At 42.4% G+C, this 24,690-nt stretch carries 20 protein-coding genes; 15 read left to right on the plus strand and 5 right to left on the minus strand.

Features of this window, described 5'->3' with window-relative positions:
* Positions 1-186: 186 nt before the first annotated feature.
* The 3 genes from ACQY1X_RS03135 to ACQY1X_RS03145 form a co-directional block, all read right to left on the minus strand.
* Positions 187-1,821: a serine/threonine protein kinase gene (locus ACQY1X_RS03135; RefSeq protein WP_430015383.1), complete on the minus strand. Its 1,635-nt coding sequence runs from the start codon at positions 1,819-1,821 to the stop codon at positions 187-189.
* A gap of 501 nt (positions 1,822-2,322) precedes the next feature.
* The gene (locus ACQY1X_RS03140; RefSeq protein ID WP_430015384.1) at positions 2,323-3,327 is read right to left on the minus strand and encodes a serine/threonine protein kinase; all 1,005 of its coding nucleotides are present in this window, start codon (positions 3,325-3,327) and stop codon (positions 2,323-2,325) included.
* A gap of 231 nt (positions 3,328-3,558) precedes the next feature.
* On the minus strand, positions 3,559-4,326 hold the full coding sequence (locus tag ACQY1X_RS03145; protein WP_430015385.1) for a DUF6816 family protein: 768 nt from the start codon (positions 4,324-4,326) through the stop codon (positions 3,559-3,561).
* A gap of 35 nt (positions 4,327-4,361) precedes the next feature.
* Between ACQY1X_RS03145 and era the strand changes: the two genes are divergently transcribed.
* The 5 genes from era to ACQY1X_RS03170 all read left to right on the plus strand — a co-directional run bounded on the left by era (position 4,362) and on the right by ACQY1X_RS03170 (position 8,923).
* Positions 4,362-5,318, plus strand: coding sequence for a GTPase Era (gene era, locus ACQY1X_RS03150; protein ID WP_287232241.1), 957 nt, complete (start codon positions 4,362-4,364; stop codon positions 5,316-5,318).
* Between the two features lie 180 nt (positions 5,319-5,498).
* Positions 5,499-6,176 (plus strand): uracil-DNA glycosylase family protein, encoded by a 678-nt coding sequence (locus ACQY1X_RS03155; protein ID WP_193979988.1) that lies wholly within the window; start codon positions 5,499-5,501, stop codon positions 6,174-6,176.
* Between the two features lie 3 nt (positions 6,177-6,179).
* Positions 6,180-6,725, plus strand: a complete 546-nt coding sequence (rsmD, locus tag ACQY1X_RS03160) for a 16S rRNA (guanine(966)-N(2))-methyltransferase RsmD (protein WP_016514818.1) — start codon at positions 6,180-6,182, stop codon at positions 6,723-6,725.
* Between the two features lie 511 nt (positions 6,726-7,236).
* Positions 7,237-8,541: a threonine synthase gene (gene thrC / locus ACQY1X_RS03165; protein WP_002750866.1), complete on the plus strand. Its 1,305-nt coding sequence runs from the start codon at positions 7,237-7,239 to the stop codon at positions 8,539-8,541.
* A 106-nt stretch (positions 8,542-8,647) separates the two neighbouring features.
* Entirely contained in the window at positions 8,648-8,923 is a 276-nt protein-coding gene (locus ACQY1X_RS03170; protein ID WP_130758501.1) for a MoaD/ThiS family protein, read from the plus strand.
* A 389-nt stretch (positions 8,924-9,312) separates the two neighbouring features.
* Here ACQY1X_RS03170 and ACQY1X_RS03175 read toward each other — a convergent pair whose 3' ends face one another.
* Positions 9,313-9,780, minus strand: coding sequence for a DUF29 domain-containing protein (locus ACQY1X_RS03175; protein WP_016514586.1), 468 nt, complete (start codon positions 9,778-9,780; stop codon positions 9,313-9,315).
* A 458-nt stretch (positions 9,781-10,238) separates the two neighbouring features.
* Between ACQY1X_RS03175 and ACQY1X_RS03180 the strand changes: the two genes are divergently transcribed.
* The 9 genes from ACQY1X_RS03180 (at position 10,239) to ACQY1X_RS03220 (ending at position 21,283) form a co-directional block, all read left to right on the plus strand.
* Positions 10,239-13,001 carry a class I SAM-dependent DNA methyltransferase gene (locus ACQY1X_RS03180; protein ID WP_430015386.1) on the plus strand — a complete coding sequence of 921 codons (2,763 nt, stop codon included), beginning with the start codon at positions 10,239-10,241 and terminating at the stop codon, positions 12,999-13,001.
* A gap of 198 nt (positions 13,002-13,199) precedes the next feature.
* Entirely contained in the window at positions 13,200-14,363 is a 1,164-nt protein-coding gene (locus tag ACQY1X_RS03185; protein ID WP_430015387.1) for a pyridoxal phosphate-dependent aminotransferase, read from the plus strand.
* Positions 14,364-14,668: 305 nt separating this feature from the next.
* Positions 14,669-15,706 carry a fatty acid desaturase gene (locus ACQY1X_RS03190; RefSeq protein ID WP_016514798.1) on the plus strand — a complete coding sequence of 346 codons (1,038 nt, stop codon included), beginning with the start codon at positions 14,669-14,671 and terminating at the stop codon, positions 15,704-15,706.
* A 549-nt stretch (positions 15,707-16,255) separates the two neighbouring features.
* Positions 16,256-16,459, plus strand: coding sequence for a type II toxin-antitoxin system HicB family antitoxin (locus tag ACQY1X_RS03195; RefSeq protein WP_103111630.1), 204 nt, complete (start codon positions 16,256-16,258; stop codon positions 16,457-16,459).
* A 53-nt stretch (positions 16,460-16,512) separates the two neighbouring features.
* Positions 16,513-16,740: a hypothetical protein gene (locus ACQY1X_RS03200; protein ID WP_430013964.1), complete on the plus strand. Its 228-nt coding sequence runs from the start codon at positions 16,513-16,515 to the stop codon at positions 16,738-16,740.
* Complete coding sequence (locus tag ACQY1X_RS03205; RefSeq protein ID WP_002738270.1) at positions 16,737-17,012, plus strand: hypothetical protein; 276 nt, start codon at positions 16,737-16,739, stop codon at positions 17,010-17,012. Before ACQY1X_RS03200 ends, ACQY1X_RS03205 begins: the two co-directional genes overlap by 4 nt.
* 232 nt (positions 17,013-17,244) lie before the next feature.
* Positions 17,245-19,227: an N-6 DNA methylase gene (locus ACQY1X_RS03210; RefSeq protein ID WP_430015388.1), complete on the plus strand. Its 1,983-nt coding sequence runs from the start codon at positions 17,245-17,247 to the stop codon at positions 19,225-19,227.
* Positions 19,197-20,861: a restriction endonuclease subunit S gene (locus tag ACQY1X_RS03215; RefSeq protein WP_430015389.1), complete on the plus strand. Its 1,665-nt coding sequence runs from the start codon at positions 19,197-19,199 to the stop codon at positions 20,859-20,861. Before ACQY1X_RS03210 ends, ACQY1X_RS03215 begins: the two co-directional genes overlap by 31 nt.
* Positions 20,861-21,283 (plus strand): type II toxin-antitoxin system VapC family toxin, encoded by a 423-nt coding sequence (locus ACQY1X_RS03220; RefSeq protein ID WP_002736269.1) that lies wholly within the window; start codon positions 20,861-20,863, stop codon positions 21,281-21,283. The genes ACQY1X_RS03215 and ACQY1X_RS03220 overlap by 1 nt, the downstream gene beginning before the upstream one ends.
* 408 nt (positions 21,284-21,691) lie before the next feature.
* Here ACQY1X_RS03220 and dusB read toward each other — a convergent pair whose 3' ends face one another.
* Positions 21,692-22,699 (minus strand): tRNA dihydrouridine synthase DusB, encoded by a 1,008-nt coding sequence (gene dusB / locus ACQY1X_RS03225; RefSeq protein ID WP_185240191.1) that lies wholly within the window; start codon positions 22,697-22,699, stop codon positions 21,692-21,694.
* Between the two features lie 199 nt (positions 22,700-22,898).
* Here dusB and ACQY1X_RS03230 point away from each other — a divergent pair, with 199 nt between their 5' ends.
* Positions 22,899-24,473 (plus strand): glucose-6-phosphate isomerase, encoded by a 1,575-nt coding sequence (locus ACQY1X_RS03230; RefSeq protein WP_430013967.1) that lies wholly within the window; start codon positions 22,899-22,901, stop codon positions 24,471-24,473.
* The last annotated feature ends 217 nt before the right edge of the window (positions 24,474-24,690 follow it).

Genomic DNA, 24,690 nt, shown 5'->3' on the forward strand with positions numbered 1-24,690 from the left:
GCAAGCTCATTGTTTTATAGTTTTTGACAGCTATAAGCATTAATACGCATGGCACAAGTGAGATGCTCCTCAGCAGAATAGACTCACTACTATGGCACAATTTAATTTTTGGGTTGCATTAATTAACCTAATCTAGGGAAGATAACAATAGAAAAAATGGAATTGTGAGGATAGTTTTATGTTTTGTTAGCCTTTGGAATGCATGAGAAAACGCAATAACCAACCGCTTGCTAAACCACTTAAATTTGTAACCGCAAGAATCAGAAAAATATTGAAAGGGCTAAAGTTTTTCTTGTCTAACTCTAATGTAGTATAATACTGAGTAAATACTATTACCATGCTCCCTATTCCAGTTACTACTCCCCCAAGAACATTCCCTGACATAAGACTGAAAGTAATACCACCTATCAATCCAGGAAAAACAAAAAGCAAGAAAGGTGCAAACTGATTTGTACTTTCCCAGCGATACAACAATAACTCAGCCACAGCCCAAGCCACAACCCCAGCCACAGCCACAGCCCCAGCCACAGCCCAAGCCACAACCACAGCCCCAGCCCAAGGCACAGCCCAAACCCCAGCCCCAGCCCCAGCCACAGCCACAGCCGCAACCCCAGCCACAGCCACAGCCGCAACCCAAGCCCCAGCCGCAACCAAAGCCAAAGCCCAAGCCACAGCCCCAGCCGCAACCAAAGCCAAAGCCCAAGCCACAGCCGCAGCCCCAGCCCCAGCCGCAGCCCCAGCCCCAGCCCAAACTTGCCATCGTGCTGAATTGGCAGCTAAAGTGTAACCAATTACACCATAAACAAGAAACATACCGAAAACAGGAAACACACCGATTAACCAACCCCAGGGAAGAGCTTTTAGTTTTTTCTGAAGAGAATTTTCAGAAGGTTTTGGGTTAACAGGGGCTTTTGTTTCAGCCCTTTTTGGTTCTTTCCTTGGCTGTGGGGGATTAACTATTTCTTGACGATATTTCTTTTCTACAGGAGGCGGTGGTAATTCCAATTGTTGAAGCCAATCGGACATGGACTGAGGGCGGTTTTCTTTTTCTAAAGCCATGCCCAGAGTAATCGCTTTGTTAAGATGATCACTTAAATTAGGATTAATTTCTTTCGGTGATGTTAAGGGACGATTATCTAAACGGCGTTCCAGTGAAGGAGTCGGTCTTTGACCTGTTACCGCATAATAAAAACTGGCGGCTAGGGCGTAAATATCCACACTAGGCTGACGATTGGCCTTGCTACCTTTATAAACTTGTTCATAGGGGGCAAAACTGGGATTTGCGGCATAATCCGTCGAACTACTACCAGCCGGAATAATCTCTTTAGCAATGCCAAAATCAATCAAGATAGCATTCCCATTGGGTTGAATCATAATATTGCCAGGGTGAGCATCTCGGTGTACCATTCCTGCTTGATGAACTGCCTCTAATGCGCTGCCAATTTGCCGAATATATTTTAAACATTCCGCTTCCGATAATTTTCCTTGAGTTTTCACCCTTTCCATCAAAGTTTGACCCTGAATAAAATCCATCACCAAACAGGGAACTTGACCTTCAGTAAAAAAATCGGAAATACGGACGATATGGGCATGGGGAGTCCGGGAAAATTTGGCTAACTTGCGTCCTTCCGCCTCAAATTGTCTAACATAATCCTCGTATTCCGTATCTCTTTTTTGCAAAATATCAGGAGTTTTGATCACCACTTCCAGGGTGAGTTGGCGATGACGTGCTTTATAGGTCAGGCCAAAACCTCCCCGTCCCAAGACCTCAAGGATCTCGTACTTGCCATTGTGGAGGAGTTGTCCCGCTTGCCAAACCATAGAATTTTGCAATAGTTATTTTTATCATACCAAAAAATCTGCTTTTGTCTCAAAATTGGCTTATGTTTTGGTATTTGAGTTTGTAGGGGCGAAGCATTCGGATAAGAAATTTACGGTTTCAGCGATAGGTTATTGCCCGAATGCTTCGCCCTTACGGGAGTTTGGTGGTGCTTAAGTTTACACCAATGGCACGTCTTGCATCCCATTGTGGTTAGTGAGTTTATCGAACTGCAATCGCCCTTGATCCCCCCTTGATCCCCCCTTGATAAGGGGGGTTTGATACCCCCTTGATACCCCCTTGATAAGGGGGGTTTGATACCCCCTTGATACCCCCTTGATCCCCCCTTGATCCCCCCTTGATAAGGGGGGGTTGATCCCCCCTTGATCCCCCCTTGATAAGGGGGGTTTGATCCCCCCTTGATCCCCCCTTGATAAGGGGGGTTTGATCCCCCCTTGATCCCCCCTTGATAAGGGGGGCATTTGATAATTTTTAACGCCTACCTACTTAGGAGAAGATGGGGGAGAACCTGTCGGAGTTGGTTGAGGTGTAAACTTTTGCTTCATCAATTCTGGTACACCTAAAGCCGTTAATAAAGTAGCAATCGCCGCGACACCAGCCCACACTAATGTCCAATTAATAACAATGGGTTGAGATATTTTAAATTGTTCTTTTTTGGGAATAGACAAACCTAAATCCTTAAACCATGCTTGCACTGACTGAGGACGTTTATCTGCGTCTAATTCCAATGCCCAAAGAATTGCTTTGTTGATATTAGGGCTGATTTTTGAATTGTAGGTTTTCGGCTCAATTAAAGGCGGATGATCAATTTTTCGAGTCATCGCATCTTTTCTAGTCATCGCATTCACTGGAATTTTACCCGTTAAAAGCTCGTATAACACGGCTCCTAAACTATAAATATCGGTAAAAGCTCCGCGTTTATTATTAAGAAAATAACACTCAATAGGCGCAAAACCTGAGGCTAATTCCTGGGTACGAATTTTGGTTAATTCTTCATCAAAATCTAAGGCTAAACCAAAATCAATTAAGACCGCTTCTGGTTTACCAGTCCGAATCATAATGTTACCCGGTCGAATATCTCGATGCAGAAAACCGCGACTATGTACCACCATTAAAGCCTGTCCAATCTGCTCAATGTAGCGTAAGGCTTCTTTTTCTGGTAAAATTTTTGTTGATCGCCGATCTAAGGTCGTCCCATCAATATATTCCATAACCATGCAGTTAGCTTTACCCTCTGAAAATAACTCTTTAACTCGCACGATATGAGGATGATCACAACCTTTTAATTTACTCGCTTCCTGCCAAAAAAGTTTCTGTAAACGCTTAGACTCCCACAATTTAAAACCCACATCCCTCGGCGTTTTGATCACCACTGAATCACCATTGCGATCGCTGGCTCGATAGGTAATGCCAAATCTTCCTTCACCCAATACTTCCTGAATCCTGTACTGGCCATCTTTAATTTTCTTGCCCAGATCCCAAACCATTAACTCCTAGCTCCTCTGCTCACAAACATTAATTAAACTTATTTTAATAGCGATGTCATTTTCCTAGAAGTATAACCTAATGTGGTGTTAACGACCGGCGACCGGCGACTGGCGACCCAATTAGATAAATTTGACCTAATCTTAGGTTTTATGGCTAGGATTATCTCTTGTCTTTTTTCTCCTCCTGTCTCCTCATCTAAGGGAAGATTTTTGATTTTTACAGGATTTCTATTAATCTTTCAGCAATTCTAGGCGATAACGATACAAAGCCACAGGACGATTCGGCGCTTGGAAATAATCCGGCGATTGGGGAGAAAGATAAATGGCTGTCACCTGATCGCCTAGAATTTTATCGGCAGATAATAACTGATAGGCGGTGGTGGTTTCCACCTCATTAAGATAAGTGTTGGTTTCTCCCCGGAAAATTTGTTGACTGATTTCTGTGGCAATAAATTGATTTCGGCTAGGAGTTTCGCTATTTCTGGCAATTACGGTGGAAATTAGTTGATGAGCGCCCCGTAAAAAGGTAATCTGACGATTGGGATTATTAGGGTCAGTTTTTACGGATAATACCGATTGATTACCTAAATAGGCGCGACTAATTGCTAAAGCATTAAAGGATCGATCGGCCACAATTGATGGTTTACTGATAATAGTGGATAAAAAGGCAGCATTTATCGGTCTGGAAATAGCTTTCTCGATGAATCTCACCGGAAACTCGATCGATTTTTCTAGGTAACGACGATTACTTTCAAAACCAGGTGTGATAATCTGGGGAGAAAGAGGAGCGGTTAAATCGATTAGGGTACTGGTGACAGTCCAATTGCCTACCATCCAATCGGGATAAACTAAATCTCCACTGGCAAAACTAACCACTGGTTTAGTCATCCAGCGAGGATAATTAGTTAAGCGATCGCTTAAATTTCCCGCTATAGATAATTCTAAATGGTTACTACAGCCTAGAATTAATACTAACAAGAACAAAATTATCCTTTGCATGGGTAAAAACATTTTTTAAGTAATATTCTTTAATTATGAACGATTTTATCAACTCCCACGCCTTTAATCTCGATTCGGCAGTAATTCCCATCGCACCCACTGGTTTTAAATCCGGTTTTATTGGCATTATTGGTCGTCCTAATGTGGGCAAATCCACCCTGATGAATCAATTAGTGGGACAAAAAATCGCCATTACTTCCCCCATCGCTCAAACTACCCGCAACCGTTTACGTGGCATTGTCACCGACGAGCGCTCCCAGATGATTTTTGTCGATACCCCCGGCATTCACAAACCCCATCACGAATTAGGCAAAGTTTTAGTTAAAAATGCCGAAAACGCCATAAATTCTGTAGATTTAGTTTTATTTGTTGTCGATAGTAGTAATTTTTTGGGCAATGGCGATCGCTATATTGCCGATTTACTGACTAAAAACCAAACTCCCACGATTTTAGGGCTAAATAAAGCCGATCAGCAACCGGAAGCCCCGGAGCCTATCGACGATAGTTATCGCACCTTAGCGGCGGAAAATAACTGGCCTCTGCTCAAGTTTTCGGCACTGGAGGGGACGGGAATCGAAGAATTACAAAATCTGTTAATTGATTCCCTCGAAGTCGGTCCCTATTACTATCCCCCCGATTTAGTCACCGATCAGCCGGAAAGGTTTATTATGGGCGAATTAATCCGCGAACAGATTTTACTGCAAACCCGTCAGGAAATTCCTCATTCTGTGGCGGTGGTGATTGAACGCGTCGAGGAAACTCCCGCTTTAACCAAGGTTTTTGCCGCCATCAATGTGGAACGAGCTTCCCAAAAAGGGATCGTCATCGGTAAAAATGGCAGTATGTTAAAAGCGATCGGCTCTTCCGCGCGATCGGCTATTCAAAAGTTAATCGCCGGGGAGGTATATTTAAAATTATTTGTGAAGGTAGAACCGAAATGGCGACAATCTCGCTCACTGTTAGCAGAATTTGGCTATCGCACCGAGGAGTGAATTGGGTTGTAGGGTGTGGGGTGTGGGGTGTAGGGTGTGGGGAGAAGCTTTTTTCAGTGTTGCCAAAGGCACGGCGTAGCCGTCCAGTAAACAGTAAACAGTAATCACTGAACTGAAAACTCACATCTGATAACTGAAAACTCACATCTGATAACTGATAACTGATAACTGATAACTGAAATGACCGATATTAAAACCCTAATTAAACAGGTACACCAAGAGGCAAAAAAAGAGGATTTTCCCATCGATACCCTGATTTACCAAGAGGCAAAAAAAGACCCCTTTGAACCGGTTTTATATGCTGGTAATCTTGCTAGTCAGTTATGCTTTTTTGGCCGGGATTTAGGACGAGATGAAGTGTATGCAGGACAACCTTTGATCGGGGCTGCCGGTAGAATGGTAAGAGAGGGATTTTTTCAAGCTTGGCAGGGGAGAAAATCTCATGATCGTCAAGAGTTATTATCGGTGTGCGATCGAATTTTCTTGACTAATACAGTTCCCTACAAACCTCCGGGTAATAAAGCTTATTCTGGGGAAGTGAAAGATCGTTTTCGTCCATTTATAGAAAAACTGCTCGTTTTTTATTGGCAAGGTGATCATATCATTCCCCTTGGTACGGAAGCTTTTAAATGGTTTGAACCCTACGGTAAACCCAGAGAAGTAGATAAATTCTATCTTGATAAAGAACGCTTTACCAAAAAACTCCTAGTTACCCTTACCGCTACTGATGAAGATGGATTAAAACAGCAAAAGAAAGTGACTTTATTGCCTCTCCCCCATCCTTCTCCTCTCAATCAAAGATACTATGCTCTTTTTCCTGATTTATTACAAAAAAGATTAACTGAATTTGCCTTTTAACCGATGAGAATTTACGGCAATCGTCCCATAAAAACCCTAGCAGGACAATTAACCCGTCCGACGACAGCAAGGGTCCGAGAAGCTTTATTTAATATCTGGCAACAGAAATTATCCGGCTGTCGTTGGTTGGATCTTTGTGCGGGTAATGGTTCCATGGGTGCGGAAGCTTTATGTCGAGGTGCGAGTCTAGTAATCGGAATTGAACAATCAGGACGCGCTGGTGAAATTATCAAGGAAAATTGGCGCAATTTAGCAACTTCTCCCCAGCAATTCCAAGTAATTCGGGGAGATGTGCTGACAAAGTTAGCCACTTTAGCGGGGAAAAGTTTTGATCTAATTTATTTTGATCCTCCCTACGAAAGCGGGTTATATTTACCGGTACTAACTGCCATCTCTCAATCTAATTTATTAGATTCTCTGGGGGAAATTGCCGTGGAACATAATCCCAAATCTTGGCAAGCAATTAATCTAGAAGGTTTAACCATTTGTCGTCAAAAACGCTACGGCAATACTACCTTAACTTTTTATCAAAAAGCAGTTATCTCCTGACCACTGACTTGAAAGAGGGTGTAGGGTGTGGGGTGTGGGGTGTGGGGAGAATAAATAAAAGCAATCTCCTGACTCCTGCTGAAAATAGTCAATTTTATTGGGCAGCCTAGAAAAATTATTATTTCTCAACAAAATCACATAATTTGTCACTTTTCTTGACAATCATCCTGAGTAAAGCGAGAAACTTTCTGGCAACCGCAGTTAATCGCCCCCTGTTTAAGCTATTTAAAGAAAAATTAGGGTTTATTTCGATAAAATTCGCAGTAAATAGGCTATAGCCTCCTAAAACACTTAAATTCCTTCTCCTAGTCCTTTTTTTGACCTAAAACTACCCCGAAGTTTCCTGACACGGCAGCCGAACTCTCTCCCCTTAACCCTTGCTGCTCCCCAGAATATCACCTATTTTTGGTATAAATTTATACCCGACTATTTTTGTCGGGTATATTTGACACCAAGATTTTGCCGGTGATAGGATGTGTGTAGATTCAGTTGACGGCAAGACAGGAAAATCATGACCCTAGCGACAAACATCAAAACCTCAAAATTCATCCCCACCTTTACCCGCTTGGTTTCTAAGGAAGGAGGGACTTCTTACCCCCTGAAAGCGCTGAATATCTGCGAAGAAACCTTTGCCCCCCTAGAAGTGGACTACGATTACGACCTCATCCGTCGCACCGTTACCAGAGAAAGCATTCAAGCAGGTCCCAATTCCATCTGGCGCTATCGTTCCTTTTTGCCGGTGGAAAGTGAAAATCCCATCGATGTGGGTACGGGTATGACTCCCCTAGTTAAATCCCACCGTTTAGCCCGGCGCTTGGGTCTAAAAAATCTCTACATTAAAAATGATGCCGTCAATATGCCCACTCTCAGCTTCAAAGATAGAGTGGTATCCGTCGCCCTTACCCGGGCCAAAGAATTAGGTTTTACTACCGTTTCCTGTGCTAGTACGGGAAATCTCGCCAATTCCACCGCCGCTATTGCTGCTCACGCCGGTTTAGACTGTTGTGTTTTCATTCCCTCCGATTTAGAAGCGGGCAAAATTCTCGGCACCCTAATCTATAATCCCACGGTAATGGCAGTTAAAGGCAACTACGATCAAGTTAACCGTCTCTGTTCAGAAGTGGGCAATACCTACGGTTGGGGTTTTGTCAACATCAATCTGCGTCCCTACTATTCCGAAGGTTCCAAAACTTTAGGCTTTGAAGTAGCTGAACAATTAGGCTGGAAACTCCCCGACCATATTGTCGCACCTTTAGCCAGTGGTTCCCTCTTTACCAAGATTTATAAAGGCTTCCAAGAATTCGTCAAAGTCGGTTTGGTGGCAGATAAAGCAGTGCGTTTTAGTGGCGCTCAAGCGGAGGGTTGTTCCCCCATTGCCCAAGCTTTCAAGGAAGGACGGGATTTTGTCGCCCCAGTTAAACCCAATACTATCGCCAAATCGATCGCTATTGGTAATCCCGCCGATGGTGTTTATGCCCTTGATATTGCGCGTAAAACCGGCGGTAATATTGAATCCGTCACCGATGCCGAAATTATCGAAGGTATTAAACTTTTGGCAGAAACGGAGGGCATTTTCACGGAAACCGCAGGCGGTACAACCATCGCCGTCTTGAAAAAATTAGTAGAAGCGGGTAAAATCGACCCCGAAGAAACCACAGTTGTTTATATCACCGGTAATGGTCTAAAAACCCAAGAAGCGGTACAGGGTTATATCGGTGAACCCCTGTTAATCGAACCGAAATTAGAAAGCTTTGAACGGGCCCTGGAACGTTCCCGCACCCTCGAACGCCTCGAATGGCAACAGGTTCTCGTCTAGAATTGATGTTCAGGGATGATGGGGCAATTATCCCCTTGCCTCATCTCCACAAGCAATTTAAATTTGCGCGCAGCTTACTGTCCTTTCCACTTTTTCCTTGATATCTATGGCCGTAAAAGTTCTCATTCCTACTCCCCTGCAAAAATTTACAGAAAATAAGGCTACCATCGAGTGTAGTGCTAGTAGTGTCGGTGATTTAATCGAATCCTTAGAAGCAAGTTTCCCCGGTATTAAGGCCCGCTTATGCGATGAAGAGGGCGCACCCCGGCGCTTTTTAAATTTCTACGTCAACAGTGAAGATATTCGCTTCCTCAATGGGACAAAAACCCCCTTAAAAGATGGCGATGAAGTCAGTATCGTTCCTGCGGTGGCTGGAGGTTAACCTCCCCATAAGTTTGTTTTCCGTCAATTGTAATTAAACCCCTAGAAAGTGATGTTTTCTGGGGGCTTTTGTTCAGGTAAGTTTTAGTTAGGGTTTGCTGAATAAATTTGAAATGTAGGCAAAGTAAAGGTTTTGGGGCTTTTCTCGCTCCCACAGGTGCAAGATTTTGAGAGAATCGTCGTTCAAAACCTTGCGTCTTCATCGGTCCGCGTCCTGTAGGGGCGAAGCATTCGGACAATAACCTATCGGTGAAAAGGTAGATTTTCTATCCGAATGCTTCGCCCCTACTTATTCAGCAAACCCTAGTTAGGGTTGCCAGAAAAACCTAATCTTTGTGTCCTTTGTGCCTTTGTGGTTGTTCATATTATTATAAGCTGAGACACATTTGGTCAATTGCCATAGAAGTTCTCATCTAAGATTTGCTCTGGCAAGAAAGGACAAATTTGAGGATAATCATTTTCTGGGGGAATCCGAACACCAAATTGAGCAAGTTTCCCTTCCTTAATTGCCACTTGACGAGCATCTGGATAAGCTTCCTCGATAGCAGTTTCTAGATAGGATTTCAGGGAAGGAGTATCGCGTAAGTTTTTCTCAATTCGCTGGCGATGCTCAATAATAGAACAATACCAGCTATCCTTCATTGATGGCGGTGCGTCGTGCTGTACTTTTAATTTGAGCAAATGAGCTAAAAGAATCATCAAATTACTTTCTAAAGTTCTTTTTTCCGATTTTCCCAACTCGGTTAACTCCTCAATTAAGTTATCAGTATCCAGCGCAGCAAATTCCCGCTTCTGTAGGTGGCTAATTGTTGTTGCGAGCCATACTTGAAAATCTTGTTCGTAGAGAGTTTTGGACATAGCGATAAGTTGTTCCTTCGAGTCAATAACTAGATTGGTAACTAAGCGGCTACAATTCTCAAGGCGTTACTAATTTCTAGCTTCCCTTGTAGTTTACCAAAAAATCACCTAAAATGGAAACTAAGTAGGTAGGCGTTAAAAATTATCAGATGCCCCCCTTATTAAGGGGGGACTAAGGGGGGATATCCCCTTATTAAGGGGATATCCCCCCGCCTATCGGCACCCCCCTTATTAAGGGGATATCCCCCCGCCTATCGGCACCCCCCTTATCAAGGGGAGATCCCCCCGCCTATCGGCACCCCCCTTATCAAGGGGGGCAGGGGGGATCGAACCTAAAATTTATCTTCAATTTAATTATAACCAGCTACTTATCTGTATCCCTTGCTGACTGCATCTGGCTCCCTACACCATTTTCTACTATCTTTGAGCAAACCGGCGAAAGATAAGGAGTTAAAACTATGCCTTTAAGTTGGAATGAAATTAAAAATCGCGCCATCGCTTTTCAAAAAGAGTGGGAAGGAGAGACTTCAGAAAAAGCAGAATCTCAGTCTTTTTGGAATGATTTTTTTAATGTCTTTGGCATTTCACGGCGTAGGGTAGCTAGTTTTGAGCAACCGATAAAAAAAGCAGATAATAAGCAGGGTTTTATTGATTTACTCTGGAAAGGAACGATTTTAGTTGAGCATAAATCGAAGGGGAAAGATTTAGAAAAAGCCACACAACAGGCTAAGGATTATTTTCCCAATTTAAAGGAACATGAGTTACCGCGTTATATTTTAGTCTCGGATTTTCAACGGTTTAAATTATATGATTTAGATTCGGGCAATCAATGGGAATTTGAATTAAGTAATTTTGTTGATAATGTTCATTTATTTGATTTTATTGCTGGTTACGAAAAGCGAGTTTATAAAGACGAAGATCCCGTCAATCTCCAAGCTGCCGAGTTAATGGGAAAACTTCATGATTGCCTCAAAGAAATTGGTTATATGGGGCATAATTTAGAAGTTTATCTAGTGCGTTTATTATTTTGTTTATTTGCCGATGATACGGGTATTTTTAATAAGGGGATTTTCTGGGAATATATCGATTTACATACCAAAGAAGATGGCAGTGATTTGGCGATGCACATTGATGCTATTTTTCAGCTTTTGAATACACCAGAAGAAAAAAGATTAAAAAATCTCGATGAAAATTTAACTCAATTTCCCTACATAAATGGCAAGTTATTCGAGGAGTCTTTACCTTTAGCGGCTTTTGATAGCAAGATGCGAGTCATGTTATTAGAAGCTTGTGCTTTTGATTGGGGAAAAATTTCCCCTGCTATTTTTGGCTCTATGTTTCAAGCGGTAATGAATCCAAAAGAGCGACGCAATTTAGGGGCGCATTATACCTCCGAGAAAAATATTCAAAAGGTTATTAAACCGTTATTTTTAGATGATTTACACAGGGAATTTGAGAAGATTAAAGGCAATCGCAATAAATTACTAGAATTTCAGAAAAAGATTGCTAATTTATATTTTCTCGATCCTGCCTGTGGTTGCGGCAATTTTTTAATTATTACCTATCGGGAGTTACGAGATTTAGAGATTTTGGTATTACAGGAGTTAGATAAATTAGATAAAACGGGGCAGTTAGTAACAGATATTAGTACCATTATTCAGGTAGATGTCAATCAGTTTGCTGGTATTGAATACGATGAGTTTGCGGTGAGGGTGGCAGAGGTGGCAATGTGGTTAATTGATCATCAGATGAATGTTAAGGTTAGTAATACTTTTGGTCAGTATTTTGTGCGTTTACCATTAAAGAAAGCGGCAAAGATTGTTAATGGAAATGCCTTACGGATTGATTGGGAGGAACTTATCTCAAAAGAGAAGCTCAATTTTATTTTAGGGAATCCTCCTTTTGTTGGTGCGATGATTATGAACGATGAGCAAAGGAATGATATGGCTTATGTTTTCGACGGTGAGAAAGGAATAGGCGTTTTAGATTATGTGTGTGCATGGTATATTAAGGCTGCTCAAATAATTCAGGGCAATAGAATCAGGGTTGCTTTTGTTTCCACAAATTCTATATCTCAAGGGGAGCAAGTTGCATTACTTTGGAATATTCTTTTTCAAAAATATCATTTAAAAATTCATTTTGCCCATCGTACTTTTAAATGGAGTAATGAAGCAAAAGGAAACGCTGCAGTTCATTGTGTTATTATTGGCTTTGGAAGTTTTAATATAACAACTAAAATCCTATTTGATTATGAAGATATTCAAGGTGAATCATTAGTTGTTCAGTCGAATAATGTTAATCCTTATTTGGTTGATGGAAGTGACATCATTATTAATAACCGAAGTTTTCCCTTATCTAATGTTCCATTAATGCGTTTTGGTAGTATGCCAAGAGATGGTGGTAATTTTATTTTTACAGAACCAGAAAAAGAAGAATTTTTTAAATTAGAGCCGAAGGCAGAAAAATGGATTAAACCTTATACAGGAGCGCAAGAATTTATTAATGGTTATAGTCGCTACTGTCTATGGTTACTTGATATTTCTCCCAGGGAATTAAAGACATTACCAGAAGTCATCAAAAGAGTAGATAGGGTTAAAAATTTTAGATTAAAAAGTAAAGCTGCTGCTACTCGTAAATTTGCGGCGACACCTACTCTATTCTGTCAAATAGCACAACCTGATACTAATTATTTACTTGTTCCCCGTGTCTCATCTGAAAGAAGAAAATATATTCCGATAGGTTTTATGAATAAAAATGTGATTGGTAATGATCAAGTTTTATTAATTCCTAATGCCAATCTATATTTATTTGGTATTTTAACTTCAGAAATGCACATGGCATGGGTTAAATATGTCTGTGGCAGATTAAAAAGTGATTATCGTTACTCAAAAGATATTGTTTATAATAACTACCCCTTTCCAGAAAATATCACCGACAAACAAAAACAAACCGTCGAAACTTGCGCTCAAGCTGTGCTAGATACTAGGGTAAAATATCCCGATAGTAGCCTTGCGGATTTATACGATACCTTAACCATGCCTCCCGACTTGCTCAAAGCTCACCAAAAACTTGACAAAGCTGTTGATTTGTGTTATCGTCCCCAACCCTTTACCAGTGAATTAAACCGTATTGAATACCTCTTTGAACTCTACGAAAAATTAACCGCTCCCCTACTCCCTACCAGCAAACAAAAACCCCCGAAAAGAAAAAATCCTCAATAACGAAGGCAAAAGGCAAAAAGCAGCTTTGTTCTCCCCATCACCCCATCACCCCACACCCCACTTCCCCATCACCCCACACCCATCCCTAAGCGCCGCAATTCCGGAGATTATATAAAAAAACACCCAGAACAATCGAGGTGATGGACAATACTAAAGGTTGTGTAGGTCATCAGAAAAGCCCTGTCAGGGTAAAATACTATGAAACTAGCGTCACGAGTCAATCAAGTCACCCCCTCCCTTACCCTAGCTATCGACTCTCTGGCCAAGGAAATGAAGAAAAACGGCGAAGATGTCTGTAGTTTTAGCGCCGGGGAGCCAGATTTCGACACACCCACTCACATCAGAGCTGCCGCGAAAAAGGCCCTCGATGAGGGAAAAACTCGCTACGGACCGGCTGCCGGGGAAGCGGGGTTAAGAAAAGCCATCGCCGAGAAATTGCTGCGGGATAATCAACTAGCATACAATGCCGATAATATCATCGTTACCAATGGGGGTAAACAGTCTCTCTACAATCTAATCATGGCGTTAATTGAAGCGGGGGACGAAGTAATTATTCCCGCACCCTACTGGTTGAGTTATCCTGAAATGGTGACGTTAGCGGGAGGAACATCGGTTATAGTCAACACTAGCCTAGAGAATCAGTATAAAATCACCCCCGAACAGCTAGAAGCGGCAATTACACCGAAAACTAAATTATTTGTTCTCAATTCTCCCTCTAATCCCACCGGCATTGTCTATACTCCCGAAGAAATCGCAGCTTTAGCAGAAATTGTGGTTGAAAAGGATATTTTAGTCGTTTCTGATGAAATCTACGAGAAAATCCTCTACGATGGCGCAATTCACCGCAGTATCGCTTCTTTTGGTCCGGAAATCTTTCAGCGCAGTATTATTAGTAATGGTTTTGCTAAAGCTTTCTCGATGACGGGGTGGCGCGTCGGTTACATAGCAGGACCGGTGGAAATTGTCAAGGCCATGACTAAGATCCAAGGTCATAGTACCTCTAATGTCTGCACTTTTGCCCAGTACGGCGCGATCGCTGCTTTAGAGAGTCCCCAAGATTGCATCGAGGAAATGGTCAAAGCTTTTAGCGAGCGCCGACAGTATATTTTAGAACGAGTGCGATCGCTCCCTGGACTCAATTGTCCTACTCCCAACGGTGCTTTTTATGTGTTTATCGATATTAGTCAAACTGGTTTAAAATCCCGGGATTTTTGTCAGAAACTCCTAGAAACCCAAAAAGTGGCTGCTATCCCCGGTATTGCTTTCGGTGCTGATGATTGTATTCGTCTTTCCTATGCTACAGACCTAAAGACGATTGAAAAAGGATTCGATCGCATTGATCAGTTCATCGGCAGTTTGTAGGATGATTACTTTATCTGTTAGGGTGAATTTTGTTCGCCCTTTTTTTGGGTTTTAACGGACTTGAACTATAAAACAGGGAATGTACTTCCTAACGACCCTTCTGGGGACTTTCCCTAGGGGCTTTTGTTAAGTTACATTAAGCCCTACAATAAAATTCCAGTGAGTTAGACGAAATTCGCTCGATCGCTTGGTTTTATCTGCTCCTAGCTGAGATAGAGAAAAGATAGCGCACCGAGAAACAGAAAACTTGAGCTACTCAAGCCTTCGTCAATACTGCCCTGTTATCCATCTTAAGTTATAACCTAGTGTCCCAAACCCTACCTAAACCTGCCCTAAAAAGAGAATTTTTGCCATTTACCCTACAGGATATCCGTCTAGCTATCCCGGCCCGTTGCTTCCAATCAAGCGTTTTTCGCTCTTTAGCCTACTTTTTTTTTGATATTGGCATCATTACCCTGCTTTACTGGATAACTTACCAGATTAATCAAGCATGGTTTTTCCCCCTTTTTTGGTTTATGCAGGGAACCATGTTTTGGGCCTTATTTGTCGTCGGTCACGATTGCGGTCACGGTTCCTTTTCCCGTTATCGTTGGTTAAATAACTTAATCGGTCATCTCAGTCATACTCCTATTCTCGTACCTTTCCACGGTTGGCGCATCAGTCATCGCACCCATCACGCTAATACTGGCAATATCGACACCGATGAAAGTTGGTATCCCGTCACGGAAACCCAGTATAACAATATGGCTTGGTACGAAAAATTAGCTCGTTTTCAGCTAATTTTATTTGTTTATCCCCTCTATCTTTTCCGTCGTTCTCCTAATAAACAGGGGTCCCATTTTATGCCCGAAAGCCCCCTCTTTCGCCCCTCGGAACGGTGGCAGGTACTGACTAGCACCGTTTGCTGTACCTTTATGTTAGGTCTATTAATCGGGGTGGGTATCAGCTACGGCTTTTGGTTTCTGTTTAACTACTACATCATGCCCTATATCGTCTTTGTGGTTTGGTTGGACCTAGTGACATTCCTACACCACACTGAAGATGATATTCCCTGGTATCGCGGTCAAGATTGGTACTTTCTCAAAGGAGCGCTTTCTACCATCGATCGCGATTATGGCATCTTTAATCCCATCCATCACCAAATTGGTACCCACGTCGCCCATCATATTTTTATCACTATTCCCCACTATCATCTCCAAGAAGCAACCGAGGCTATCCGTCCCGTCTTAGGAGACTATTATCGCGTCTCGAAAGAACCGATTTTCAGATCTCTCTGGCGGTCCTACCGCAATTGTCATTTTGTCAGTGACCAAGGCAGTAAGATTTTTTACCGCAAAAACTAATCCTGTCTTAGCTATCAAGAGGAAACGGCAGCAAAATCTGCCTCCTCCTCTCACACCGAGAATAGTTGCCAAAACTAGCGGTAAAGTCTTTGTCTTTATTTGATTCATTGGCAAGGAATTAAGCTGATGCAGTGAAATTGAACGACTTACAAAGGGAATGACATTGGCAGAATTGGCCAAGAATCAAACAAATATCCAAGCGGTTCTCTAGGATTTGATCATTTTGCTTTTCAACAGCTACTGGCAAGAGGATAGGCGTTGTCAGATGTAAAGATGAATCAAGCAAAAGTGTAGGGAACTGGAACATCCTTAAACTTAAGGTCATGAATTAGAAGCTTAAGGGAATTTTCTAATTTGCCGGCTCTCCCAGGTTTGGTGGGTAAAATGTATTCTAAGATACATTCCTCAAGAGCGAGGGGGTGGAACGAACCACAAAGACACAAAGGACACAAAGATCGATCAATCATATTGTAAGTTAAACTTATCACACAGAACCTAGAAGAGTCCATCTGTTATCATCTTGGGTAGTTCTCTAAGGATTTAGTCCCTATAAAATGGCGAGTTATACTTGAACCCGATCCCGATACAAACGAATGGGCAATTTGGTGTCCGGAACTGCCCGGATGCACATCTGCCGGTATTACACAAGAGGAAGCTCTCAACAATATACAGGAGGCGATCGAGCTTTATTTACAACCTGATGCTATCGACCTTCTACCCGGAGCAGTAATCCGTGAGGTTATGGTGGGATGACTCGACTCGGGAGGTGGTAAAATAGTCCGATGCCTGTAAAACATTAACAAAATATGACTACTCTGTTGCAAAAAGCATTCACAGAAATCCAGAAACTGCCAGAGTCTCTTCAGGATGAACTTGCTCAACAATTGCTGGAAGACATTGAAAGTGAATTAAAATGGCAGCAAAGCCTTTCTAGCGAAGATCTGGAATTGGGAGCTTTAATAACAATGGCACAGGAAGCCCTGATAGAAGAACAAGAGGGGAGAACAGAAGATAAAGGTTTTGGAGAAGAATGAAGTCAGCCAGAACCAAGAGGTTTCGTCAACTTTTTCTCAGTTTGCCGCAAAGGGTACAAGAAACAGCCAAGAAAAATTACGAGATTTGGAAAGAAAATCCATTTCACCCCAGCCTAGAGTTCAAAGAGGTGAAACCAAGAGAAAAAATCTGGTCAGTCAGAGTCGGCATTGGATGGCGAGCATTAGGGATTAAGAAGTCAGATGAAGAAAAGATAGTTTGGTTCTGGGTTGGGTCGCACTCCGAGTATGACAAGATTATAGGTAAGAATTAGGAGCGATCTAACCAATCACTGCACCCGACCGAGAGTTAGACTAATAATATTATTCAAGGTTCATGATAGCGGGTCAGTGCGATCGCCGATCAACTTGGTCTGGGTTGACGGCCAACGGTTGACCCGCTATCAGTTCTTCCAGCCTGTAAATTTAAAATAAGCAGTTGGTCATAGCAGATCATTTACCGGTAAAACATTAAGGAAGGTAAATTTTCTTTGTGGGGGGAGGGCAATGTCCAAGCTTGTAGCAACACTTCCAGATGGCAAGGTCTGTGATTTCATAGACCAGAAAACCCGTAATGATACGCCCGAAGAATATGTTCGCCAGAACATCGAGCGTCGATTGGTGCTGGAATTGGGCTATTTGCCAGAACAGATCGAGGTTGAGTATCCAGTTAAGCAGGGTAGTAAGACTGTTCGAGTGGATCTGGCTATTTTCCGTGAGGGGGATCAACACAATCAGGAAAATATTTGGATCGTTATTGAGTGTAAAAAGGACTCGATATCGCCATCTGCTAGTAAAGACGGGATTGAGCAGCTTCGATCTTATATGGCGGCTTGTGATAACTCTGAGTGGGGGATGTGGACAAATGGTAGGAAAAAGACCGTCTTGCGTCGAATTAGGACAGAGGAAGGCATTGAGTATGAAGAGCCTAATGATATTCCTTCTAAGAATGGTAATGTTGAGGAAGTTGATCGCCCAACTCGTGAGTCACTAAAGAATGCAGTTGGTGATAATTTACTGTTTTCTTTTAAGATTTGCCACGATCATATTTATGTAACGGATGGGCTACAAAAACAACCTGCTTTTTTTGAGCTTTTAAAGGTTATTTTTTGCAAGATTCATGATGAGCGTAATTTTCCTAATCCTTTAGAATTTTATGCAACAGCGAAAGAGAAAAAGAGTAATGATGGTCGGTTAACTGTTTTTAATCGCATTAGCAAGATTTTTAGCGCAGTTAAAAAGCAATACCCTGCTATTTTTGATGCTAATGATGAAATTAAACTTCAACCTCGTTCTTTAGCTTATATTATCGGTGAGCTTCAACGCTATAGCTTTCTGAGTACAAATATTGATGTTAAAGGGAAAGCCTATGAAGAACTGGTTGGCGCAAATTTAAGGGGCGATCGTGGTGAATTTTTCACACCTCGAAATGTGCAAAAAATGACTATTCGTATGCTGGAGCCGAAAGTCACTGATAAGATTCTCGATCAATCCTGTGGGACGGGTGGCTTTTTGGTAATTGCAATGAATGAGGTAATCAAAAAGTTAAAACTACAAGCAGGAGTAACTGAGCAGTCAGATCCTTGGATGCGAAATGCACTCAATTCTAAAATTCAAGAAACAGCTAAAATTAATTTCTTTGGGATTGATATTAATCCAGATTTAGTCAAAGCGACCAAGATGAATATGGTGATGAACAATGACGGCTCTGGAAATATTCTTAGACAAGATTCTCTGTTACATCCTCATCAATGGGAAGATAGTTTTCGGAAACAATTTGCCACGGCTTTAGCTATCGATCCAAAAACTTTACGCAGTGAGAAAGATCTGGGTCATTTTGATGTAATTGCAACCAATCCCCCCTTTGGTTCAAAGCTACCCATTAAGGATGAAGAAACCTTAAAGCAATATCAGCTTGCCTATGTTTGGAAAGAAACTGAGTCTGGTTGGGAGCCAACAGAACAACTTCAGGGTTCTGCATCACCTGAGATCTTGTTTATTGAACGATGCTGGCAATTTTTGAAACCAGGGGGACGGATGGGAATCGTTTTACCTGATGCAATTTTGGGCGCTCCTGGGTTACTTTATGTGCGTTATTGGTTAATTAAGCATTGCCGAATTGTTGCTTCGATTGACCTACATCCTGATACTTTTCAGCCTCACAATGGGACGCAAACTTCGGTTTTGATTCTTCAGAAAAAGACTGAAAAGGAAATCGATCAAGGAACAATGTCTGATTATGAAATCTTTATGGCACAGGTGAAGGCGATCGGACATGACAAACGGGGTAACATCACCTACAGACGTAATGAGGAAGGGGAAGAGATACTGGTTCCAACTAATCCAGAGTCAATCCCTTTGATCGAGCGAACGGCAACGGGTGAAGGTGTGGCTAGACCGCTACCTCGTCAGAAAGTTGAGGATGATGATACGGATTTGGTAGCTAATGAGTTTATTGAGTGGAAGAAAAAGGTGGTACTAGGATGGTAACTTACGCTTTTAAATCTGATTACACGCCAGAGATACCTGATGATGAGTCGGAGAAACTATCGACGACGATCAAACTCAGTGAAGTCCTGGCTGCTGGTGTGCGTCTAGAGGCTTCTGCTTTTAGCATTGAGGCTCATAATGCAGTTACAGCTTTGACAAATAGTGGTTTACCTCTCATCCCACTTTATGGCAAGGAAGGTCTTTGTCAGGAAGCTCTTGATGGCTTTCGTTTCAAGCGAATTTATGTAGATGCTGAACACGGTTTTCCATTTCTTTCTGGCTCAGAGATTATTAGTTTACGCCCTAGAGTAGAAAATTATTTAAGTTGTAAGCAGACTAAAGGCTTAGATAAATTAATAATCCAAAAGTGGGACATACTAATTTCTTCTTATGGAACTGTAGGTAATATCAGTCTAGCCACTGAAATATTTGCAGGTAAAGCCCTCTCAGAAAATGCTATTCGCCTCAGAGCTAATGATCCTGATACAGCAGGTTATATAGCTGTGTTTTTGCGTAGTCGCTATGGTCGCCCTCAGTTAACTCAAACATCTTGTGGTTCAGTTGTTAGTTATATAAAACCAGAACATCTTGGAAAAGTTTTAATCCCTGATTTACAACCAATTCGCCGGATTGAAATTGGTCGCTTGATGTGCCAAGCTGGAGAATTGCGTGATGAAGCAAATCATTTGTTAGATGAAGCCGATCGCCTTCTCCATGAACGTTTAAATCTACCCTATCTCAAAGATATTGCTCTGCGTGGTAGTGCGTCTTTTACGACTACGATCAAAGCTTCTCAACTCATGGGACGCTTAGAAGCAAGTTTTCACAATCCCGAAGCGATCGCTGCTGAAAAACAACTAGCGAAATTACCTGTTGAGATTACTAAAATTGGCGATCAGCGAGTTACTAAAGAAGTTAGAGCAATTACAAAGTTTAGAGAACGCACTTATGTTGACAAAGGTGGTATTCCTATGCTTAGTAGTAAACAACTTTTTCAAGTCGATCCAATCGATGTTAAACGACTTGCCAAGGGCGCACATACCAAAGATTTACCTGAAATTCAACTAGAAGAAAACATGATCGCTGTTACTCGTTCTGGCACGATTGGGAAAGTACAGATTATTCCTAAATACATGGCAGCATGGACAGCTAGTGAAGATGCAACTCGGATTCTAGCATCTGATGATATTAATGCAGGTTATCTTTATGCTTGGTTAGCCTCAGATTATGGCTACTGTCTCATGACTCGATGTTCCTATGGTTCGGTAATTCTTGAAGTTGATAAAGAAATGTTTTCTTCTGTCCATATTCCATTACCTGAACCAGCTATTAGAAATGAAATTGGCGATCTAGTTCTCAAAGCTAACCAACTACGCGATCAAGCTTGGCGCAGTGAACAAGAAGCGATCTCGAAATTAGAAAAACTGATTTCTTCTAAATCAAATACACCTATGAATAATCAAACACCTATCGAAAGCTTCTCTTTCGCAAATATTAAATTTGACTATAATGCAGAACCAATCTGGGAATTAGCCGCCCGACTTTCTGCCAAAATCCCCAATGAAGAATGGGCAAAACTACCAAAAGACTTAGCCCAAAACTTTGACCATTATCAACAGCAACAGGATAGTTAGTGAGAGTCGTTTTCGCCGATACAGGTTATTGGGTTGCCCTTCTTAACCCCAGTGATAATTTGCATAAAAAAGCTGTTCAGCTATCAAAAACATTGCATCCCGTCTATATCGTTACCAGTGAAGCCGTCCTCATCGAAGTCTTAAACGACTTTTCTAAACGTGGTGAGTATTTCCGTGACTTAGCCATAGAGCTAACTCAAAATTTGCGTTCTAACCCCAATGTTCGTATTGTTCCCCAAACCAGTGAGCAATTTGAACAAGGATTAAGACTATATCAACAGCGTAAAGACAAAGCATGGAGTCATACAGATTGCGTATCTTTCAAAATAATGGAAGAAAATGAAATCAGAGAAGCACTCGCTTATGACAAACATTTTGCCCAAGCAGGATTCACCGCTCTGATGCGGAATTGTCGGGTATGAGTTCGGAAGTAACGCCCGATTTTAGCAGAGAGTTTCGCCTTAAAAATCCCAACTTAGTAGATTTAGAAAAATGAGATGCAGCCTTCGTTTAACTGAATATATCGGATATAATCAAAGACAGGTCATTGAACGTTAAAGAAATACCGTGAACATCAGCCTAGATCTACCTTCAGAGCTAGAGAATGAGTTATCTACAAAATCCTCCTAAAACAGGGCTGGAGCTAGTTGCTTATTGGGAAAGCGTTGGGTTTATTGGCTCCCGACCTGATATTATCGATAGTTAGGAGCAGTCAAGCAAATTGCGCCATGAAGCTGAAACCCGTGAGCAGGCTTAGGTAGTAAATGTACCTTGTCGATGATGCTGACGAACCAGCACAGGTTCGTCGAGTTCTACAGCTTATAGCACCGTTATCTGTAAATATTCTCGTTTTCAAGGTTTAATTGGGCGATAGCTCCATCAATTAAATCACAGCCCTCCCCCAAGGATTCGATGCGCGAAAACCGATCGCGCCAAACCGCCGCACCGGTAAAATCCTGACAATACCAAGCCAGATGTTTCCGCGCTTGCCAGATACCGCGTTGTCCCTTGTATAGCCATAGCCCCTGTAAATGCTCTTTAGCTAGGCTTAACAGGTCAATAGAGGTGGGTTTCGGCAACTTTTTGCCTGTTTTGAGGTAATAATCGATTTCCCCCACTAAATAGGGATAACCGAGGGTTCCCCGCGAACACATCACCCCATCGGCCCGAGTAAATTCCAAACAATTAATCGCCGCTTCCACAGAAACAATATCACCATTAGCGATGACAGGAATCGATAAAACCTCCTTCACCCGTTTAATCCATTGCCAATCGGCCGGCCCGTGATAACCCTGTTCCCTAGTGCGTGCGTGCAGGGTCAACATTTGCGCTCCCGCATCTTCTAAACGACGGGCAAAATCGATAATATTAATCTCTTGGGCGTTCCATCCCAAGCGAGTTTTCACCGTTACCGGCACCGATACCGCTCCCACCACTTCCCTAACAATTTGCTCGGCAATTTCTGGCTGTCGTAAAAGCGAAGAACCGCCGCCTTTTTTAGTAATTTTATTAACAGGACAACCCATATTAATATCGATGGTCATCGCTCCTTCTTTAACCGCTTTTTCCGCCGCTACAGCCATAAAATCGGGACGGCAATCAAATAACTGCATACTAATTGGTTGTTCTTTGTCCCCGATAACCATCAATTGCGGTAACTCTTGCAGCTGGGAGATTTCTGTCGCATTGACCATCTCGGTATAGAGCATGGAATCGGGAGCAAAGCGTCTCACCAAGCGCCGAAAAACTAAATCGGTGACACCGGATAAAGGTGATTGCAAGACGCGGCTATGCACTTCTAAGTTACCGATTTTGAGAGGGGATGAGTAGATAGCCATAGGACCGGTTAAAAAATCAACAGCCAACACCAGCAAACCGAACAATTAGGGGACAGTTCAGTCACTGTTAGTATTTTGCCAACCCCTAATATATGCTTAACCGTCAACTTCTAGCCTAAAACTACCTGTATGATGATTGGAGAGGATAGAATCCTATCTCCCCTAAACGAGTAATTAAACAAAAATTTCGCTTTTTTTTATGGATAATCTGCAACTCTGGCAACGTTACCAAGATTGGTTATACTATCACCCTAACCTAGAACTTTATCTCGATGTCAGTCGGATTCCCTTCGATGAGGCTTTTCTCAAAGGTCTAGAAGCAAAATTTGAGCGTGCTTTCCAAGATATGACAGCTTTAGAACAGGGTGCGATCGCCAATCCCGACGAACAGCGTATGGTCGGCCACTACTGGCTGCGCGCTCCTGAACTCGCTCCTAACCAGGAATTGCGGGACGAAATCACCGAACCCCTAGCACAGATCAAAGAATTTGTCAAGAAAATTCACTCCGGAGCGATTAAGCCGCCCAATCGGGGAAAATTTAGCCATATTCTCTGTGTAGGCATCGGGGGGTCTGCTTTGGGTCCCCAATTCGTTGCCGAGGCTCTATCCCCCCTTAATCCCCCCTTAGAGATTGCTTTTATTGATAATACCGACCCTAAAGGCATCGATCGCACCTTAGCCCATTTACCCCTAGCTACCACCCTGGTTATCGTCACCAGTAAATCCGGCGGCACTCCCGAAGCGAGAAACGGAATGTTAGAAGTCCGCAACGCTTACGAAAAACAAGATTTAGACTTTCCCCAACACGCGGTCGCCGTCACTATGCCTGGTAGCCAACTGGACAAATACGCCCAAGATTGGCTAACTCGTTTCCCCATGCAGGATTGGGTCGGTGGTCGTACATCCGAACTATCCGCCGTCGGTCTTCTCCCGGCCGCTTTGCAGGGTATCGACATCGATGAAATGTTAGCCGGGGCCAAAGAAATGGACATCGCCACCCGCGTCCACAACCTGAAAAAAAATCCTAGCGCCCTACTGGCTCTAGCTTGGTATCATGAGGGCAACGGCAAGGGAGAGAAAGATATGGTGATTCTGCCCTACAAAGACAGTCTCTATCTCTTTAGCCGCTATCTGCAACAATTGGTCATGGAGTCCCTCGGTAAAGAAAAAGACCTCGATGGCAATAAGGTGTACCAAGGCATCGCCGTCTATGGTAACAAAGGTTCTACGGACCAACACGCCTACGTCCAACAATTACGCGAAGGGATTCCCAATTTCTTCGCCACTTTTATTGAAGTGTTAAAAGACCGACAAGGAGACTCCATGGAAGTGGAAACCGGCTCCACTGCTGGCGATTTCCTCTCAGGATTACTGCAAGGTACTCGACAAGCTTTATACGAAAATAGTCGTCACTCTATCACTATCACTATCCCAGAGGTTACTCCCCGTCAGGTAGGAGCTTTAATTGCCCTCTACGAACGGGCCGTTAGTTTCTATGCTAGTTTAGTTAACATTAACGCCTACCATCAACCCGGGGTAGAAGCAGGGAAAAAAGCCGCCGCTTCTATTCTGGATTTACAAAGAAAAATCGTGCAAGTTGTTCGGGAAACGGGAACTTCTCTTGACCTAGCCACTCTAGCGGCCAAAATCGGGGCTAGTGACCAAGTTGAAGCTATCTATAAAATTGTCCGTCATCTCAACGCTAATCGGCGCAGTTTAACTATTACCGGCGATTTAAGTAAACCAGAAACGATCCAAATTTCCGCACGCTAATCAGTTATCAGTTATCAGTTATCAGTTATCAGTTATCAGTTATCAGTTATCAGATGTAAGTTTTAAGTTAATTAGTTATTTAGTTATCAGATGTAAGTGAATTAGTTAATTAGTTATTTATTTATAGCGTTTCCTAAGCTAGTGAAGTACACTTGTTTTTCTTCCCTTTTGCCTCTTGCCTTTTGCCTAAAACCCATAACTTTTGTACCTCAGCAGA

This window comes from Microcystis protocystis FBCC-A270 (genome assembly GCF_050500235.1).
GTDB lineage: Bacteria > Cyanobacteriota > Cyanobacteriia > Cyanobacteriales > Microcystaceae > Microcystis > Microcystis ichthyoblabe_A.